Origin of the sequence: Burkholderia sp. Bp8986 (genome assembly GCF_003854225.1) — a bacterium.
Classification (GTDB): domain Bacteria; phylum Pseudomonadota; class Gammaproteobacteria; order Burkholderiales; family Burkholderiaceae; genus Burkholderia.
In genome coordinates this window covers 1-17,656 of the sequence record NZ_QTQM01000023.1, presented here as the reverse complement: position 1 = coordinate 17,656, position 17,656 = coordinate 1, and the positions used below count along the sequence as shown (strand labels likewise).

Sequence of the window (17,656 nt, the reverse complement as noted above, 5' to 3'; positions counted from 1 at the left end):
AGAACACCGCTCGGCTGGAGTCGCGAGAAAAGGCGGTATATATCAGGAAATAATCGCACGGCGAGGATGATCGTTCGCTATGCTGCCTGCGACAACGCACCTACTCCAGCCGATATACATGAGCACGACTGCGCGGACCATTCTCAAAGCCATTCTGAGCATCCCCATTGCCTTTGGGCTCGCCTATCCCCTTATCTATCCCGCTGAAGGCGGAGGCGTTCTCGGCGAAATGGAGATGCTTGGGCCGATCGGTGGCATCGTCGTCATCGCGGTGTTCCTGGCGCTGGTCTATGCCTACGCGAGCGACCTCAGGACCACCCTGAAATCGGTCAACCGAGGATCGCGTGCGGCCGAACCCAACAGCGTCTGGCTCATGTTCCTCTTGCCATACAACTTCATCGAGGACTTCTTCATTATTTCCAACGTCGCGAAGTCCCTGGAGGCGGAGTCTCGTATCAATCCGGCTCTGTCGGGTTTGCGCTCGTTCGGCCGGATCAGCGGCATCGGGTGGTGTCTTGCCCAGGTTCTTTCGCTAATACCCAATACCATTGGCACCGTCGCCGGCGGAGTTGCGGTTCTCCTCTGGATTTGGCACTGGGTGTTCATGCGCCGAGCCAACAGGATGCTCGCCGGCAGTCAGGTCTCCGTGGCTGCTCTACCTGGACGAACAGAATCGTAGCCCTCGTTGGAAGCCGGATCGCGTACCGCACCGCCTTCGGCGAATAGGATGGGCGGGAGTCTTGGTGCACGGCGGGGAGTTACGAAGCAAACCCGCTCCCGAGAACAAGAGTTATGCATCTTTCAAACTTGCGCGAAATCGCAAGATGTCCGACAGGCCACAGCTCGTATACGTCGTGGCGCGGCCCCTGGGTACTTACGTCGTGTTGACCACAGTCTGGCTGAGGCGCGCGCCTTCAAGGCCGGAGTCTGCCGGATCAAAACCTGTCAACGTCGATCACTGCCTGCGCAAACGCTCGCGGCGCCTCCTGCGAGTTGCTGTCCTAATGACCGAGTGTGGCCATCATTCCGGACGAATAGCGCTCGCCAGCTGCAGCGCCGAACGGAGCGGCCGCATCCAGGGCGTTCATCTCGTCCTGGGTCAGCGTGATATCGACTGCGGCGACGTTCTCTTCGAGATACCTGATGCGTCGCGTTCCCGGAATGGGCACCGTTCCGGTACTCGTCACCCATGCAAGGGCGAGCTGAGACGGCATGACGCCCTTTGCTTCAGCGATCTCGGTGATGCGGTCGACCAACAGTAGATTGGACTGGAGGTTCTCTCCCAGGAAGCGCGGATCGAACCGGCGGAAGTCGGTCGGATGCAGGTTATCCAGATGTTTCAGCGCACCGGTCAAGAAGCCCCGGCCGAGCGGCGAGTAGGAGACAAAACCGATTCCCAGCTCTCGGACGGTCGCCAGCACATCGTTGTGCTCGACGCCACGCTCGAACAGCGAATATTCCATTTGGACGGCCGTGAGCGGATGAACCGCGTGGGCTTTCCGGATCGTCTTTGCCGATGCCTCGGAAAGGCCGAGGTAGCGGATCTTGCCTTCGTGCACGAGGTCGGCTAGCGCGCCGATCGTCACTTCGATCGGCGTTGCCGGATCGATGCGATGCAGGTAGACGAGGTCGATGACGTCGGTCCTCAGGCGTCGCAGCGATCCTTCGACCGACTTTCGGATATGCGACGGATCGCCCGTGACCAAGGGCTTCTCACCTTCCATGGCGAGCTTGCCGTGCTCGGTGTAGCGAAATCCTGCCTTGGTCGACAGGATGACCTTGTCGCGCTTGCCTATGAAGGCCTTGCCGAGAAGCTCCTCGTTCATGAATGGGCCGTAGACCTCCGCCGTATCAAAGAACGTCACACCGAGGTCGAGGGCGCGCATGAGGGTTGCAAGGCTTTCGTGCTCGTCGCTGGGCCCGTAGGTAGTGCTCATTCCCATGCACCCAAGGCCTTGCGCGCTGACCGCCATGCCTTGGCTCCCGAGTGATACCGTTCGCATGTTTTTTCTCCTGGCTACGTTGCCATAGTGGTTGGTGATAAGGCGCGACTGGTTGTCCCGAGTCGCATCGAATTTGCTCAGTCCAGCGTCACGCCCGTCAGTTGTTCGCTGAGCTGCCACAAACGGCCGGCGGAGACGGGGTCGATGGCACGGGGCCTGACGCCGTGCATTTCAGGGCTCCCGTCGCTGGGAAGCGCGATGGCGATGTCGCAATCGGCGCAGTAGACGCCGCCCATGCCGGCTAGTTGAGGGCTCGTCGCGCACCACACGGAGGTGGCCGCCCCCTGTTCGGGCGTCTTCTTGTTGTTTTCCGGATCAATGACCGGCTTGCCCTCGGCATCGAAGATCCGGCTCGCTTCGATCTCGGAGGGCAGCATGTGGCGCGCTAGCGGGGTGGCAATGCCACCGGGATGGACGGCGAATGCGCGCACGTTCCAGTGCCGGCCGATTGAATCCAGCGCGACGGCGAACAAGGCGTTCGCGGTTTTGGCCTGGCCGTAGGCTATCCATCGGTCGTACTCACGACGCTCGAAATGAGGGTCGCGAAAATCGATGCCGGCGCGGCGATGTCCGTAGGAGCTGAGCGCTACGACGCGAGCCCCCTCCGCGCGCACGAGTGCGGGCCATAGCCGGCAGGTGAGTTGGAAATGGCCGAGGTGGTTGGCCGCGAACTGCATTTCGTAGCCGCGCGCATCGCGTGTCAGCGGTGCGGCCATGACTCCAGCGTTGTTGACAAGAATGTCCAGCGTGTCCGTCAGCGACAGTACGCGACTGGCGAATCGGTCTATCGCTGCAGGCTCCAGCAAGTCCATCGCTTCCACGATGACGTCAGGCATGGTCGCGAGGGCTGCTTCGGCCTGGGCTGTATCGCGGGCCGGCACGATGACCCTGGCGCCTGCGGAACGAAATGCACGGACGGTCTCGATTCCGATACCTGAAGCGCCGCCGGTTACCACGACGGTCTTGCCCGTAAGATCGATGCCACGGATCACCTCGTCGGCGGTCGAGGCGGGGCCGAAGCCTGAACCGATTGGTTTTTGAGGCGTGTGCGTCATACGGTTTCCTCGTTCAATTCTGCGTTTGGGACGCTCCATTGAATCGCAGCGACCGTTCGCGGCGGTAGCGCAATGCCGCCAATCTCTTGCACAATCCTGTCAATTGATGTTTCCGGAGCGGGTGCAATGCCCTGAGGTGTTTGGAGGCAGGCTTGGACCACTTGTACGAACTTCGCGCGCTGGTCGAGCGCCATGGCGGGGAAGGCCCGACTGAAACCGCCGTTGGCGGGCTGACGCTTTATGTCGAGACGGATCTTTCGGTGGTCACCTACGTGGTCCACCGGCCGGTTTTGGCCCTAATCCTCGGAGGGGCAAAGCGGACGGTGCTCGGAGGCCGGCTATTCGACATCGTGCCGGGCGACTACGTAGCCGTGTCCGTGGACCTGCCTGCGACAGGGCAGGTCACCCAGGCGCCATACTCCGCCGTCACGCTGGACCTGGACTTGGGCATGCTCGCGAGCTTGATCGCCGAGCCAATGGCGCCACAGGGCGGCGCCGCCGGCGTGGAGGTCAACCACGCCGGGCCCGATTTGCTTGATGCGATGTGGAGATTGGTCAGGTTGCTCGACCGGCCGGAGGACATTGCAGTCCTTGCGCCCATGATCCGGCGCGAGGTGTTCTGGCGGATTCTGCAAAGCCCGTGTGGCCCCATGGTCCGCCAGATTGCCATGGCGGACAGCCGCCTCTCGCAGGTGAGTCGTGCCATCACATGGCTGCGCACCAATTTTTCGGAGTCGGTGCGGGTCGAACGCCTGGCCGCGTTGGCAGGCATGAGCCCAGTATCTTTCCACCGCCATTTCAAGGCGGCAACCGCCATGAGCCCGCTTCAATATCAAAAGCAAATCCGCCTCCAGACCGCTCGCGCCCGGCTTTTAGCGCAACAAGGAGATGTCGCAGGCATCGGCTTTAGCGTGGGCTATGAAAGCCCGAGTCAATTCAGCCGTGAATATGCACGCCAATTCGGAGTGTCTCCCGCGCGTGACATGGCCCGTTTCCACGGGGCAGGAGAGCGCGCCCATTGCGTTGCAGACTAGCGATGCCGTTTCTCTCGTTCGACTTTCCCCCACGGGGCGTGCGGCCCGCAACGGACACCCGTCAATAATCAAATTTGCAACGTATGGAATGACGGTCCGCGGACTCCAACAATGCGGCGCGATCTTCGCCGTCGGACCGGGTTCGGCCAGTCGTGGATGTCGGCGGGTTCTATCGCATCGACATTCGAATGTCGCCTGCGCCGAGGTGACGGGCTTTCGCGCGCATTCCATGTCCGGAGATGCTGAAATTTCCAGACAGTCGCCGACCGTGGTCAAAGGCTGGCCGGGGCCGTCATCCGGATGTCAGCGCGCCAGAGCACGGAACGATCGCGCTCCCGCAGCCTGAATGCCCGAACATGGCGGACGCATGTTCGGGATGCGCCTTCAACGCATCGCCGGCGTGGCGCCTGCCCGATTTCCGTCCTCCCGGTCCCACGGCGGCACGCCACCGAACGCATCGACCAGGAAATCGATCATGACGCGCACTCTGGCGCTCAAGTGTCGGCGGCTCGGGTAGACAGCAAGTATGTCGATCTCGGGTAGACGATACTCAGGCAACACGTGAACGAGTTTGCCTGCACGCAGATCGTCGTTGATCAGGAACGTGGGTTGCCAGATCAGCCCTTGCCCGGCGAGCGCTGCCGAGCGCGCCGTATCGCCGTTATTGGTATGCATATGGCAGTCGACCCTCACAGGATGGGTCTTGCCGTTACCATCGATCAGTTCCCATTCGTCGCCAGTGGCCGCATATGTGTACCCGATGCAGCGATGCTCGACCAGGTCCGTCAGCGCGGTCGGATGTCCGAAGCGGGCCAGATAGGCCGGCGACGCACACAAGATGTTTTGCGATGTCGCCAGCTTGCGTGCCGCGTGGTTGGTCGAGCCGGCGCGCGAGATGCGAATGGCGAGATCGTAGCCCTCGTCGACGATATCGACGACGCGGTCGATCAGCCCGATGTCGAGTTCGATTCGCGGATATTTCTGCATGAACCCGGGCCATAGCGGCGCCAGATACAGAATGCCGAAGCTCACGGGCGCATTGATGCGCAGTCGTCCACGTGGTTCGACCGACGCGGATGACACAAGCCCCTCCGTCTCCGCAACCTCGTCGAGGATGGACTTGCAGCGGGCGTAGAGTGTCTCGCCGCCCTCCGTCAGGGACAGCGTGCGTGACGTGCGATTCAGGAGGCGCGTGCCGAGGTGCGCTTCCAGTTCATGCACGTACCGCGTGACGTTGGCCGGCGACGTGCCGAGCGCTTCCGCCGCGCGCGCGAAGCCGCCACGGCTCACCACCGTCACGAAAACCTCGAAGGCGCGAAGGCGATCCATACCAATCCTCGATCATTCACAAAAACTTAATGATAGGACCATTTTTTATGCCTTTCTGCAATCAAGACTGAAGCCTATATTGCTCTCACGGGCCAACGCATCGGGCGCTGGCCGACGCAGCGGATCAGGAGATTGGAAATGCAACGTTTGACAGGAAAAGTCGCCATCGTGACGGGTGCCAGCGCAGGTATTGGCCGCGCTACTGCGAAGCTGTTCGCGAAGGAAGGCGCCAAGGTAGTCATTGCGGCGCGGCGCGCGGCGGAACTCGAAGCGCTCGCGGCGGAGATCGCCAGCGAAGGCGGCGAAGCCGCGTATCTGGCCGGCGACGTGCAGTCGGAGGACTTCGCGAAAGCGCTGGTCGCGCTTGCAGTGAGCCGCTTCGGCCGTCTGGACATCGCCTATAACAACGCAGGTACGCTCGGCGAGATGGGCCCGACCACCGGTATTTCCGAAGCAGGCTGGAACGCCGCGCTGGCGACCAATCTGACCAGTGCCTTCCTGGGCGCGAAGCACCAGATTCCCGAAATGCTGAAGCAAGGCGGCGGATCGATCATCTTCACGTCGACCTTCGTCGGTTACTCGTTCGCGTTTCCCGGCACGGCGGCCTACGCGGCGAGCAAGGCCGGGCTGATCGGCTTGACGCAGGCACTCGCCGCGGAGTACGGCGCGCAAGGCGTGCGGGTCAACGCGGTGTTGCCGGGCGCCGTGGACACGGAGATGTATCGCGGCATGAACGACACTCAAGAATCGCAGGCGTTCGTGACCGGACTGCATGCGCTCAAGCGCGTGGCAAAGCCGGAAGAACTGGCGCGTTCAGTGCTTTATCTCGCATCCGACGATTCGTCCTTTGTCACCGGCACTGCCTCGCTGGTCGATGGCGGCGCATCGATTACGCGTACGTAAACCTGTTGGCGACATCCAGTCGTTCGAGACTCGATGTCGTCACGTCTACTTTGTCCACGGAAAAAGGAATCACTCATGAACCTGAATCTGACAGGCAAACTCGCACTGGTGAGCGGCAGCACAGCCGGCATTGGCCTCGCTATCGCCAGCACGCTGGCCCAGGAAGGCGCTCGTGTGATCGTGAACGGACGCTCCCAGTCATCTGTCGATGACGTCGTCGCGCAACTGAAAGCGGATACCGGCGGCGATGTGGCTGGATTTGCGGGCGACCTGAGTACGGCCGAAGCGGCCGACGAACTGGCGCAACGCTATCCGGGTGTGGAAATCCTGATCAATAACCTCGGCATCTTCGAGCCCAAGCCATTCGAAGAGATTCCTGACGCGGACTGGAAGCGTTTCTTCGAGGTCAACGTCCTGAGTGGCGTACGCCTCGCCCGGCTGTTTCTGCCGGCGATGAAGCAGGCCAACTGGGGGCGCATCATTTTCATTTCGAGCGAAAGCGGGGTGCAGATTCCGGCCGAAATGATCCACTACGGGGTGACGAAGACCGCGCAGATCGCGGTTGCGCGCGGGCTGGCCGAAGCCGTTGCCGGCACGGGCATCACGGTCAACAGCATCCTGCCGGGGCCGACGAAATCGCGCGGCGTGGGCGAATTCGTCGAGACGCTCGCGAAGGCCGACGGCAAATCGTTTGAAGCGTTCGAAAAGGAATTCTTCGAGAAGGTCCGTCCCACATCGCTCATCAAGCGATTCGGTTCGCCGCAGGAAGTGGCGTCCCTCGTGGCGTATATCGCCAGCCCGCTTTCGTCGGCGACGACCGGCGCTGCGTTGCGAGCCGACGGGGGCGTGATAAAGAGCGCCTTCTAGCTGCGTGGCCGGACTTGCGCCGGCCTGTCCGAATCTTGCTCGCTCAATGTTCCGATGCGATCGGTTGTCGCGCTCGATTCATGACGAGTGCGACGTCCGGTTTCGGGCGTTGCGAGCGTGTCCTCCGGGTCGATCGCTGCCCGAGAACGAATTCCCGATTCAACGTGCAGGTGCGTGCCGAATCGATCGTCACATCGCGAAGAATGCGTTGCGCGTGAATTCCGTGCGTCAGAAAATCGACCTTTCCGTATAAGTCGTCAACCACTCCAGCGCCAACGTCCCCGCCAGCGAGTTCCCGTTCGCATCGAGCCCCGGCGCCCACACGCACACGGCCATCTCCCCCGGCAGCACCGCGACGATCCCGCCGCCGACACCGCTCTTGGCAGGCAAGCCGACGCGATATACGAAGTCGCCCGCCGCGTCGTAGGTGCCGCAGGTCAGCATCAGCGCCGACAGCCGCTTTGCCGAACTCGCGTCGACGACCCGCTCGCCGGTAACGGGCGCGACGCCCCCGTTCGCAAGAAACAGCGCGGCCTGCGCCAGCTCGACGCAGTTCATCGTGATCGCGCACTGGCGGCAATACGCGTCGACCACCGTATCGGGCGGCATCTGCATGTTGCCGAAGCTCGCCATGAAATGCGCCATCGCGCGGTTGCGTTCCGCGTGCTGCAGCTCCGACAGCGCGACGCGCGAATCGTAGTCGAGGTCGGTCGCGCCGATCAGCCGCCGCACGAACTCGACGAGCGCCGTCTCGGCCCTGACGAAGCGGCGGCACAGCACGTCGGTGACGACCAGCGCGCCGGCGTTGATGAACGGGTTGCGCGGCTTGCCGCGCTCGCTTTCGAGTTGAACGAGCGAATTGAACGCGGTGCCGGACGGCTCGCGACCGACCCGTTCCCACAGCGCGTCGCCCAGCAACTGGAACGCGAGCGTGCACGCGAACAGCTTCGAGATGCTCTGGATCGAGAAGCGCTCCCGCGCGTCGCCGACCGTGTAAACGTTTCCGTCCAGCGTCACGACGGCCATCCCGAACTTGTCGGCGGGCACCTTCGCGAGCTCGGGAATGTAGTCGGCGACGCGTCCCTGGCCGATCCAGGGGGCGAGTTCGGTATGGATGCGTTCGAGGATCGGCTGATAGTTCATCGCGTGCGAGGCAGGGCGGGCGGCCCGGTTTCCAAAGAGCCCGTATGGAACCGTTTCGGCGCCGGTTCGTCAAGCGCGGCGCCAATCGCGCCCTTATTTTTCGGATCTGCAAACAGGCAGGCGGCGGGCGCAGTATCATGCGGTACGTTTCGACCGATGGCCGGCAGCCGGTGCAAGCCTGCCGCCGCCGCGGTCTCCCCGTACGATCCGACCGTTGCCCATGCCTTTTCGCATCCTGCTCGTCGAAGACGACACCCGCCTGTCCACGCTGATCGCCGGCTACCTGCGCAAGAACGACTATGAAGTCGACACTGTGCTGCATGGTGACGCCGCCGTGCCGGCGATCCTGTCCACGCGCCCGGATCTCGTCATTCTCGACGTGAACCTGCCGGGCAAGGACGGGTTCGAGATCTGCCGCGAGGCACGCAAGCAGTACGACGGCGTGATCATCATGGTGACGGCGCGCGACGAGCCGTTCGACGAACTGCTCGGCCTCGAATTCGGCGCCGACGACTACGTGCACAAGCCGGTCGAGCCGCGCATCCTGCTCGCGCGGATCAAGGCGCAGCTGCGCCGCGTGCCCGCGCGCGCGGCCGAGGGCGCCGCGTCGCAGCCGGAGCGCTACACGTTCGGCCAGTTCTCGATCGACCGCACCGACCGCTCGGTCGTGCTGCCCGGCGGCGGCTCGCCCGACCTCACGTCGGCCGAGTTCGACCTGCTGTGGGTGCTGGTGTGCCGTGCGGGGGAGGTCGTCAGCCGCGACGACCTGATGCTGCAGCTGCGCGGGGTCGAATTCGACGGCCTCGACCGCACGATCGACGGGCGCATCTCGAAGCTGCGCCGCAAGCTGCACGACGATGCAGGCAACCCGCAGCGGATCAAGACGATCCGCAGCAAGGGTTACCAGTTCAGCAAGCATGCGTGGGAATGACGCCACCCTGGCGCGACGCCGTCGGCCGCCGCGTCCCCGCATCGCACGATAGCCGGAAGCCGCGATGATCCGACGCACCCGTTCGCACCCCGACGCAGCGCCGCTTTCCGCGCTGCGCTATGTCAAATGGCGCTGGCTGCATTTCCGCCGCGCGTGGACCGACACGCGCGCCGACCGCATTCCGAGCTGGTCGCGCCTGTACGTGCGCACCTACCTGCACCTGCTCGGCCTCGTGCTGCTGACCGCGCTGGTGCCGGCGCTCGCGCTGTGCGTGGTGTTGTCGCCGGAAGTCGTGTGGCATGCGTTCGACGCGCTGCCGGGCGATATCTGGATCGTGCTCGCGTTCGTGTTCACCGCGCCCGCGCTCGCCGCGTATCGGTGGATGCGGCCGGTCTGGTCGGATCTCGTGATGGTGCGCGAGCGCGCGATCGATTTCACCGGCGGGCGCTTCAACACGCGCGCACGCGAGTCGCACAGCGTGATCATCGGCCCGCTCGCGCGCACGCTGAATGCGCTCGCGATGCGCATGGAGCGGCTGATCGCCGCGCAGCGCGACCTGACGAACGGGATCTCGCACGAGCTGCGCACGCCGCTCGCGCGCGTGCGCTTCGCGCTCGAGATGCTGCGCGAGCCGGGCTCGGCCGCCGAATACCACGGTGCGCTGGAGAGCATCGCGCAGGACGTGACGGAACTCGAGGAACTGATCGACATGAGCCTCACGTACGCGCGGCTCGAATACAGCTCGCTGCAGTCGAACCTCGAGCTGACCGCGCCGGTCGCGTGGTTCGAGCACCAGGTCAGCGACGCGCAGTTGCTGTATCCGGAGCGCGCGATCGAGTCGCGCATCGCGATCGCGTCGGACCTGCGCGTGAAGATGGACCGGCGGCTGATGTCGTACGCGATGCGCAACCTGCTGCGCAATGCGAGCAAATATGCGGCGTCGCGGATCGTCGTCGGGATCGCGATCGAACACGGCAACATCGCGATCTATGTCGAGGACGACGGGCCTGGCGTGCCGGAGAGCGAACGCGAGCGGATCTTCGACGCGTTCGTGCGGCTCGACCGCCGCACCGGCGGCTACGGGCTCGGCCTAGCGATCACGCGGCAGGTGCTCCACGCGCACAACGGCCGGATCGCGGTCGTCGATCCGGCCGAACTCGGCGGCGCGCGCTTCGAGATCAGCTGGCCGATCTAGCCGGCGTCCGGCTGCGCAAGGCGCGGGCGGTGACGCGGCGGATGCCCGCCGCCATCCGCGCGCGCCGCCATCAGTATGTGCGGCCGAGCTGCAAGTAGATGTTGCGCCGGCCGCCCGGCGCGAGCGCGATACCCATGTACAGCGGACCGAATGAGGTCGACAGGCTCGTGAAGAACGTATAGCTCTGCTTGAGCGTGCCGCCGCCGACCTTCACGCCGCTCGACCACACGTTGCCGAGTTCCGCGCTGGCGCCGACCGACAGCGCCTTGATCGGGGACGCGTTGAACGTCATCAGCTGGTTCATGTAGGTCACGTTGCCGTACGCGAGTTCGTTGCCCGTCAGCTGGTCGGCCGCATACGCGGCCAGATGCTGGAACCCGCCGAGCGTGAAGTTGAACGCGTTGATCAGGTTGGTGCCGCCGATGCTCTTGCCGCCCTCGATCGTTGCACTGACGCTGTGCCGGCCGAACTGCTGCGCGATCATCGCCTTGGCGTAGAGCTCGGTGTAAGGCGTGTTGGATGTATCGGCGAGGTCCTCCGCGGACTGGCTGTTGTGCGACCACAGCGACCGTTCGACACGGAATTCGCCGTAGTAGCCGCGGCGCGGGAACATCGGATCGTCGAGCTGATCGATGACGAGCCGCGCACGCGCGGTCAGCGCCTGCGACGTGAAGCTCGGCCAGATCAGCGTCGAGCTGCCGTCATCGAACGGGAACGGCAGGTTGTAGTTCGGCGAGCCGTGCCCGGTCGCATAGCCGATACCCATCCGGAAGTCGCCGAGCCGCGCGATCGGCAGGCCGAAGTCGAGCCCGGTGCGCGCCGTCTGCATCAAGTACTGGTTCAGCTTCACCTCGCCGCTGTTGTCGTACAGGTTCACGTAGCGACGCTGGTATTCCGCATAGGGCGAAATGTACAAGCCGTATGCGGCCGGCAACGGCTGGCGCAATTCGACGCGCGCCGACTGCAGGTCGCTGCCGATCGTCGTGTCCGCGCGGAACTCGAGGCCCGATTCGGTGAGCCACGGCCGCCGGTAGCCGACGTGCAGGCGGAAGCCGCCTTCGTCGGTCGAGCTGCTCGACATCCCGACGCCGAACAGCAGGAAATTCGGCCCCCAGTATTTCTCCCGCGCATCGATCTCGAGCACGTTCTCGTCGCCGTGGCTCACGATCTGCTGCGTCACGCTCTCGAAATTGCCGCCGGTCGTCAGTCCGAGCAGGTCCTGGCTGACGGTCGCCGGATCGTAGGTGTCGCCCGGTTTCACGTGCAGCGCGTCGGCGACGACACGCCTGGGCACGCCGCCGGTCGTCTTGATCTCGACCCGCGTGATGCGGATCGGCGGCGGCAGCGGCTGCGCATGCGCGGACCGGTAGGCCGCGTACTGTTCCGGCGTGAGCGCGAGGTGCCTGAGCCGCGGCAGCGCCGCGGTCGCGGCGGCCGCGCCGGCGGCGATCGCCTGCTTCGCGTTCTGGAAATCGGTGAACGCGAGCGCGCCGAGGTCGGGCGTGAGCAGCACGTCCTGCGCGGCAAGCTGCTTGCGCTGCGACGTCACGTTCTGGCGGATCAGGATGCCGACCATCTGCTGCATCACGTCCGCCGGCGACGCGAGCGCGTCGAGCGGACGCAACTGCGAGCCGATGTCGACGGCGATCACGACCTTCGCACCCATCTGCCGCGCGGTGTCGACCGGCAGGTTGCTGACGAGCCCGCCGTCGACGAGCGCGCGGCCGTTGATCTCGGCCGGCGCGAACAGGCCGGGCATCGCCATGCTCGCGCGGATCGCGAGCGGCAGCGAGCCGCGGTCCAGCACGACCATCTGGCCGGTCTGCAGGTCGGTCGCGACCGCGCGATACGGGATCGGCAACTGGTCGAACGGCTGGTTGGTCGGTACGGCGGCGGTCCAGTTCGCGAGCAGCGCCTGCAGCCGGTTGCCCTGCACGAGGCCGACCGGCGCCTTCACGCCTTTCTTGCCGAAGCCCAGCGTCAGGCTGTTGATGTACAGGCGCTCGTCCTCGCGGCTGGTTTGCGGCAGGTCGGCGCGGTCGGTCACGTCGAACGCGATGTCGGCCAGGTTCACCTCCGACAGCTGCTTCTGCATCTCGTCGGCGGCCATCCCGCTCGCATACAGGCCGCCGACCACGGCGCCCATGCTCGTGCCGGCGATGCAGTCGATCGGGATGCGGTTCTCCTCGAGCACCTTCAGCACGCCCAGGTGCGCGTAACCGCGCGCGCCGCCGCCGGACAGCACGAGGCCGACCGGTGGCCGGCCGGCCGGACCGCCGTCGGCGTTGCAGGTCGATGCGGGCGTGGCGGCGGGGGCGGCCGCCGTGGCAGGGGCGGCCGGTGCGGCGGGAGTAGCCGCCGGCGCGGTGCGCGCGGCGGTGTCGGCGGCCGGCAAGGGCTGCGCGGCAACGGTGCAGCACCACAGCGCAACGAGCGTGGCGCCGAGCCGGCGCACCCCGAGCCAGCGGAGAGAGGCGGTCGCTGTCATGGTGGAATACCTGGCGTGATCGGGCGTCGGGCGCCTGCCGGGAGCAGGCAAGACCGAGAGATTACCGTGTTTTACAAGCGCAACGCGAGCGGCCGATGCGTAGCCGCGGGCCTGCCGAAACGCGGTTTCGGCAATTTCGTCGCGAAATAATCATTGGAATTGCTTAAAGTATCGGCACGATTTGCCGCTAAGACCTCAATGGGGCGGCGAAGGTGCGCCGCGGGGATGCGGCCTGGCCGCTTCGGCCGTTTGTTCAACAAAAGGGTAACCATGTCGACACCGCTGTTCGGAAAGTTGTTTGCGCAACCCGTTGCGATCGACCCTGGAACGGCGAGTACGCGGATTTATACGCACGAGCGCGGCGTGGTGCTGGACCAGCCGTCGGTCGTCTGCTTTCGCAAGGGCGGCGCGTCCGATGCGCGACCGACGCTCGAGGCGGTCGGCGAACTCGCGAAGGCGCTGCTCGGCCGCGAGCCGGGGCATCTCGAGGCCGTGCGGCCCATGCGGCACGGCGTGATCGCCGATGCGCACGCCGCCGAGCAGATGTTTCGGCGCTTCATCGACATGTCGCGCACGCGCTCGCGCTTCAGCCGCCGCGTCGAGGTCACGCTGTGCGTGCCGTCGGATGCGACGGCGGTCGAGCGTCGCGCGATGCGCGAGGCGGCGTTCGCGGCCGGTGTATCGGACGTCGAACTGATCGAGGAAGCGCTCGCCGCCGCACTCGGCGCGGGCCTGCCGGTGACCGAGCCGGTCGGCTCGATGGTCGTCGACATCGGTGCCGGGACGACCGAAGTCGCGGTGATCGCGCTCGGCGGTGTCGTCTATCGCGAGGCGATCCGGGTCGGCGGCAACCAGTTCGACGCGGCGATCGTCAATCACGTGCGCAACCTGTACGGCGTGCTGCTCGGCGAGCAGACCGCCGAGCGCGTGAAGGAGACGATCGGCTCGGCCACCAGCGCCGTGCCGCGCGCGTCGACGCGCGCGATCGGGCGCAGCGTCAAGGACGGCCTGCCGCGTTCGATCGAGCTGTCCAACCACGATGTGGCGGACGCGCTGGCCGCGCCGCTCAAGCAGGTGATCGGCGCGGTGAAGTCGGTGCTGGAAAACGCGCCGGCCGAACTCGTGACCGACATCGCGCATCGCGGCGTGGTGCTGACGGGCGGCGGCGCGCTGCTCGCGGATCTCGAACGCCTGCTGCGCGACGAGACCGGGCTGAGCGCGCGGATCGCCGACGAGCCGGCCACCTGCGCGGTGCGCGGCGCCGGGGAGGCGATGGGGCGGCTCGCGATGTGTCCGGTGGATTGACGCCGGCCGGGCAGGCGCGTCGACCTTCGTTGAACATTCTTCGAACCCCGAAGCTCCGGCATGCCGAACATCGTCCGGCTGCTCCGGACACGCTCGACACGCCGTGTCGACCGCAGTGCCTGGCCATGCGCGAGCGGGCCGTGGCAGCATGCCGGGCCGCGTGCCGTGCAAGCCGGCGGCACGCTTGTCCTGAAGTCCGACACCTTTGAACCCGCGTTTCAAGCGGGGCCGCGTGGCCGGGGGGCGATTAACCTTCCGGCTTTCATTTTTCATTTCAAGGCGGCGGGATCATGTGCGCCGAATTCGAAGGCACTCTGCAAGTGTGTTGAGAATCCATGCTCTCAATTCTTTAAATAAAATGGGTTCGGATTATTTGCGCCAACTGCCGCCGTCATTATTTAAATTGAGTCGCGAAAAACCGGCCGGCGATTAGTATGAATTATCGGTGTTTTTACTGATCTCGTGGTGCAGGTAACTTTGCCTGGCATGACGGAATGACCGAAAGATCCTTTTAATACAGTCGTTTCACGCAATCGCACGAGTAAAAAATACGTATTCCATCGACCTCGCTCCGATAACCAAACATCGACTGGAAAACCCTGTTTATTTGATATAGCCTTGTCTGACAAAAAGCAGGGCGGTAATCAAATCAACCAGAAAGTCGCTGCATAAGAACAAGGGGCCACGATCATGTCGTCCGGTTGAGTTTGCACTCGCAAACGAGAATCGATTAACCCGCAGTTCATCCACGAATAGACCGACGTCGTTCCGCGACCGCCGGAGGGCACGCTTGCGTCCCGGATTTTCCGCCGCCGCCGGCTCGATTCACCGGCCATGCCGAGCACGAGGGGAAGCATGAACATTGCGCATTCGAAGAAGAGCGGAGAGCCGTTTCCGAAATTCCTGTTGCCGACGGGCGTCTTCCTGGCCTTGTCCGGCGCAGGCATCGTTCCCGCGTACGCGACCTGCAGCACGGCAGGCACCACTGTCACCTGCTCGGGCGTCGCGAATCCGCTGGCGCCGAGCTATGCAAACAGCGCCAACAACCTGAACGTCACCGTCAATCCGGGCGCGAGCGTCGGCGTGCTGCTGGGCGTCGGCGGCACCGCGATGTCGCTGACCGGCAACAACAACACGCTGACCAACAACGGCACGATCGACCCGTCCGCGCTCGGCTCGGGGCTCGGCGTGCTGTCGAGCGGCGCGGTGCTCGGCAATGCGTCGGCGAGCAATACCACCGTCACCAACAACGGCACGATGCTCGGCTCGACCGGGGTCGCGATCAGCGGCGTGACCGGCATGGCACTGTCGGTCCAGAACGGCACCGGCGGCACGTCGACGATCAACAACACCGGCACGATCGGTTCGAACCCGCTGGTCGGCGCGACGCTGTCCGGCGCGGATGCGCCGGTGGTCGCCGCATACGGCGGCGGCACGGTCAACATGACGAACAGCGGCACGATCAACGGCCGCGTGTCGCTCGCCACGAACGGCACGCCCGGGGGCGGCAACACGTTCACCAACTCGGGCACGATCAACGGCAGCGTGTCGATGGGCGCGAACAGCACCAACACGTTCAACGCGGTGACGGGCTCGTCGGTCAACGCGGCGGGCGGCACCGGCGGCGCGTTCAACATCACGGTCGGCCCGAACACGCTCAACGTGGCGGCGACGGGGATCGTCGACGGCGGCGCGGGCGGCAACAACACGCTGAACCTGCAGCAGGGCACCTCCGCGAACGGCACGATCGCGATCAACAACTACGTCAACTTCAATCACCTCGACGTCGCGAGCGGCAACTGGACGATCAACGGCGCGGCGACCGTGCAGGACGCGACGCTGTCGAGCGGCGGCGTCGCGATCATCAACGACAACGCGTCGCTCGGCACCGGCACGATCACGGCCAACGGCGGCGCGCTGCAGGCGGGCACGGCGGGGCTCAACGTGTCGAACAACGTGACGCTCGGCACCGGGCTGACGGTGCAGGGCGCGACCGGGCTCACGCTGTCGGGCACGGTGTCGGGCAGCGGTGCGCTGACGAAGAACGACGGCGGCACGCTGGCGCTGTCGGGTGCCAATACCTATACGGGCGGCACGAACCTGAACGGCGGCAACCTCGTGGTCGGCAACAACGGGGCGCTCGGCACCGGCGCGGTGAACGTCAATGCGTCGGCGTTGCTCGACACGAGCGCGAACGTCACGCTCGACAATGCGATCAATCTCAACAACAGCGCGACGCTGACGCTCGGCGGCAGCAACAGCCTCGGGCTGTCCGGCACGATCAGCGGAAACGGCGGCCTCGTGAAGAACGGCTCCGCGACGGCCACGCTGACGGCCGTGAACACCTACACGGGCGACACGACGATCAACAGCGGCACGCTCGCACTGAGCGGCGCCGGCAGCCTCGCGGCGACCGGCACGGTGAACCTGACCGGCGCGGGCGCGACGTTCGACCTGAGCGGCGCGTCGGGCGCGCAGACGATCGGAGCGCTGGCGGGAGCGGCCGGCACGAACGTGGACCTCGGCGGCAATTCGCTGACGCTCAACGGCACCATCAACGCGACCTACGCGGGCACGATCGGCGGCTCGGGCAGCGTGACGCTGTCCGGCCCCGGGACGCAATCGCTGACCGGCACGAACGTCTACTCCGGCGGCACGAACCTGAACGGCGGCAACCTCGTCGTCGGCAGCAACACGGCGCTGGGCTCCGGCGCGGTGAACGTCAACGGCTCGTCGACGCTCGATGCGACCACCAACGTGTCGCTCGCGAACGGCATCAACGTCGCCACCGGCACGACGCTGACGCTGGGCGGCAGCACCGATCTCGGGCTCGGCGGGACGATCTCCGGCGGCGGCGGGCTCGTGAAGAACGGCGCGGCGGCGCTGACGCTGAGCGGCGCGAACAATTACACGGGCGGCACGACGCTGAACGCCGGCGCCCTCGTGCTCGGCAACGCCGCGGCGCTGGGCGCCGGCACGCTGACCGTCGGCGGTGCGGCGACGCTCGATGCGAATACGAGCCTGTCGGTCGCCAACGCGATCGATCTCGGCACGGCCACGGCACTCACGCTCGGCGGCAGCAATGCGCTCGCGCTGGGCGGCGTGATTTCCGGCGCCGGCGCGCTCGTGAAAAACGGCGCGGCGACGGTGACACTGACGGGCGCGAACACCTACACGGGCGGCACGACGATCAATGCCGGCACGCTGGCGATCGGCGCGGGCGGCAGCCTGTCGGCGACCGGCGCGATGAATCTCGCGAACGCGGGCGCGACGCTCGACCTGAGCAATGCGTCGGGTGCGCAAACGCTCGGCGCGCTGTCGGGCGTGGCCGGCACGAACGTGAATCTCGGCGCGAACGCGCTGACGCTCGGCGGAACCGCGAGCGGCACGTACAGCGGCGCGA

13 protein-coding genes are annotated in these 17,656 nt (G+C 65.4%); 8 read left to right on the top strand and 5 right to left on the bottom strand.

The window, feature by feature from the left end; translation table 11 throughout:
• Positions 1-118: 118 nt before the first annotated feature.
• A complete protein-coding gene (locus DID99_RS20665) occupies positions 119-679 on the top strand; it encodes a hypothetical protein (protein WP_124667439.1) in 561 nt (186 codons plus the stop codon).
• 322 nt (positions 680-1,001) lie between these two features.
• Here the strand turns inward: DID99_RS20665 and DID99_RS20660 are convergent, their stop codons facing one another.
• Entirely contained in the window at positions 1,002-1,973 is a 972-nt protein-coding gene (locus tag DID99_RS20660; protein ID WP_260426272.1) for an aldo/keto reductase, read from the bottom strand.
• Between the two features lie 107 nt (positions 1,974-2,080).
• Positions 2,081-3,058, bottom strand: coding sequence for an oxidoreductase (locus tag DID99_RS20655; RefSeq protein ID WP_124667438.1), 978 nt, complete (start codon positions 3,056-3,058; stop codon positions 2,081-2,083).
• 152 nt (positions 3,059-3,210) lie between these two features.
• On the opposite strand from DID99_RS20655, the gene DID99_RS20650 reads away from it, so the two are divergent.
• Positions 3,211-4,092: an AraC family transcriptional regulator gene (locus DID99_RS20650; RefSeq protein WP_124667437.1), complete on the top strand. Its 882-nt coding sequence runs from the start codon at positions 3,211-3,213 to the stop codon at positions 4,090-4,092.
• A gap of 384 nt (positions 4,093-4,476) precedes the next feature.
• On the opposite strand, the gene DID99_RS20645 is transcribed toward DID99_RS20650, so the two are convergent.
• Complete coding sequence (locus DID99_RS20645; protein ID WP_124485303.1) at positions 4,477-5,421, bottom strand: LysR family transcriptional regulator; 945 nt, start codon at positions 5,419-5,421, stop codon at positions 4,477-4,479.
• 138 nt (positions 5,422-5,559) lie between these two features.
• Between DID99_RS20645 and DID99_RS20640 the strand changes: the two genes are divergently transcribed.
• Together DID99_RS20640 and DID99_RS20635 are read left to right on the top strand one after the other, a co-directional pair.
• Positions 5,560-6,324, top strand: a complete 765-nt coding sequence (locus DID99_RS20640) for an SDR family oxidoreductase (protein ID WP_124485304.1) — start codon at positions 5,560-5,562, stop codon at positions 6,322-6,324.
• 75 nt (positions 6,325-6,399) lie between these two features.
• Complete coding sequence (locus tag DID99_RS20635) at positions 6,400-7,191, top strand: SDR family NAD(P)-dependent oxidoreductase (RefSeq protein ID WP_124667436.1); 792 nt, start codon at positions 6,400-6,402, stop codon at positions 7,189-7,191.
• A gap of 228 nt (positions 7,192-7,419) precedes the next feature.
• Here DID99_RS20635 and DID99_RS20630 read toward each other — a convergent pair whose 3' ends face one another.
• Positions 7,420-8,334, bottom strand: coding sequence for a glutaminase (locus tag DID99_RS20630; RefSeq protein ID WP_124523240.1), 915 nt, complete (start codon positions 8,332-8,334; stop codon positions 7,420-7,422).
• 220 nt (positions 8,335-8,554) lie between these two features.
• Between DID99_RS20630 and DID99_RS20625 the strand changes: the two genes are divergently transcribed.
• Together DID99_RS20625 and DID99_RS20620 are read left to right on the top strand one after the other, a co-directional pair.
• On the top strand, positions 8,555-9,265 hold the full coding sequence (locus DID99_RS20625; RefSeq protein ID WP_124485306.1) for a response regulator: 711 nt from the start codon (positions 8,555-8,557) through the stop codon (positions 9,263-9,265).
• A 64-nt stretch (positions 9,266-9,329) separates the two neighbouring features.
• Complete coding sequence (locus tag DID99_RS20620; RefSeq protein ID WP_044846904.1) at positions 9,330-10,460, top strand: ATP-binding protein; 1,131 nt, start codon at positions 9,330-9,332, stop codon at positions 10,458-10,460.
• Between the two features lie 70 nt (positions 10,461-10,530).
• Here the strand turns inward: DID99_RS20620 and DID99_RS20615 are convergent, their stop codons facing one another.
• Entirely contained in the window at positions 10,531-12,948 is a 2,418-nt protein-coding gene (locus tag DID99_RS20615; RefSeq protein WP_124667435.1) for a patatin-like phospholipase family protein, read from the bottom strand.
• Between the two features lie 270 nt (positions 12,949-13,218).
• On the opposite strand from DID99_RS20615, the gene DID99_RS20610 reads away from it, so the two are divergent.
• Both DID99_RS20610 and DID99_RS20605 read left to right on the top strand, forming a co-directional pair.
• Positions 13,219-14,253, top strand: a complete 1,035-nt coding sequence (locus DID99_RS20610; protein WP_044847899.1) for a rod shape-determining protein — start codon at positions 13,219-13,221, stop codon at positions 14,251-14,253.
• 855 nt (positions 14,254-15,108) lie between these two features.
• Positions 15,109-17,656 (top strand): autotransporter-associated beta strand repeat-containing protein (locus tag DID99_RS20605; protein ID WP_185733796.1); only part of this gene is annotated, 2,548 nt, incomplete at its 3' end.

Excerpts from the sequence above, each read along its gene's own strand:
- DID99_RS20620 (WP_044846904.1), top strand. The coding sequence starts at position 9,330 with ATGATCCGACGCACCCGTTCGCACCCCGACGCAGCGCCGCTTTCCGCG.
- DID99_RS20635 (WP_124667436.1), top strand. The coding sequence starts at position 6,400 with ATGAACCTGAATCTGACAGGCAAACTCGCACTGGTGAGCGGCAGCACA.
- DID99_RS20640 (WP_124485304.1), top strand. The coding sequence starts at position 5,560 with ATGCAACGTTTGACAGGAAAAGTCGCCATCGTGACGGGTGCCAGCGCA.
- DID99_RS20630 (WP_124523240.1), bottom strand. The coding sequence starts at position 8,334 with ATGAACTATCAGCCGATCCTCGAACGCATCCATACCGAACTCGCCCCC.
- DID99_RS20610 (WP_044847899.1), top strand. The coding sequence starts at position 13,219 with ATGTCGACACCGCTGTTCGGAAAGTTGTTTGCGCAACCCGTTGCGATC.
- DID99_RS20655 (WP_124667438.1), bottom strand. The coding sequence starts at position 3,058 with ATGACGCACACGCCTCAAAAACCAATCGGTTCAGGCTTCGGCCCCGCC.
- DID99_RS20615 (WP_124667435.1), bottom strand. The coding sequence starts at position 12,948 with ATGACAGCGACCGCCTCTCTCCGCTGGCTCGGGGTGCGCCGGCTCGGC.
- DID99_RS20625 (WP_124485306.1), top strand. The coding sequence starts at position 8,555 with ATGCCTTTTCGCATCCTGCTCGTCGAAGACGACACCCGCCTGTCCACG.
- DID99_RS20660 (WP_260426272.1), bottom strand. The coding sequence starts at position 1,973 with ATGGCGGTCAGCGCGCAAGGCCTTGGGTGCATGGGAATGAGCACTACC.
- DID99_RS20665 (WP_124667439.1), top strand. The coding sequence starts at position 119 with ATGAGCACGACTGCGCGGACCATTCTCAAAGCCATTCTGAGCATCCCC.
- DID99_RS20645 (WP_124485303.1), bottom strand. The coding sequence starts at position 5,421 with ATGGATCGCCTTCGCGCCTTCGAGGTTTTCGTGACGGTGGTGAGCCGT.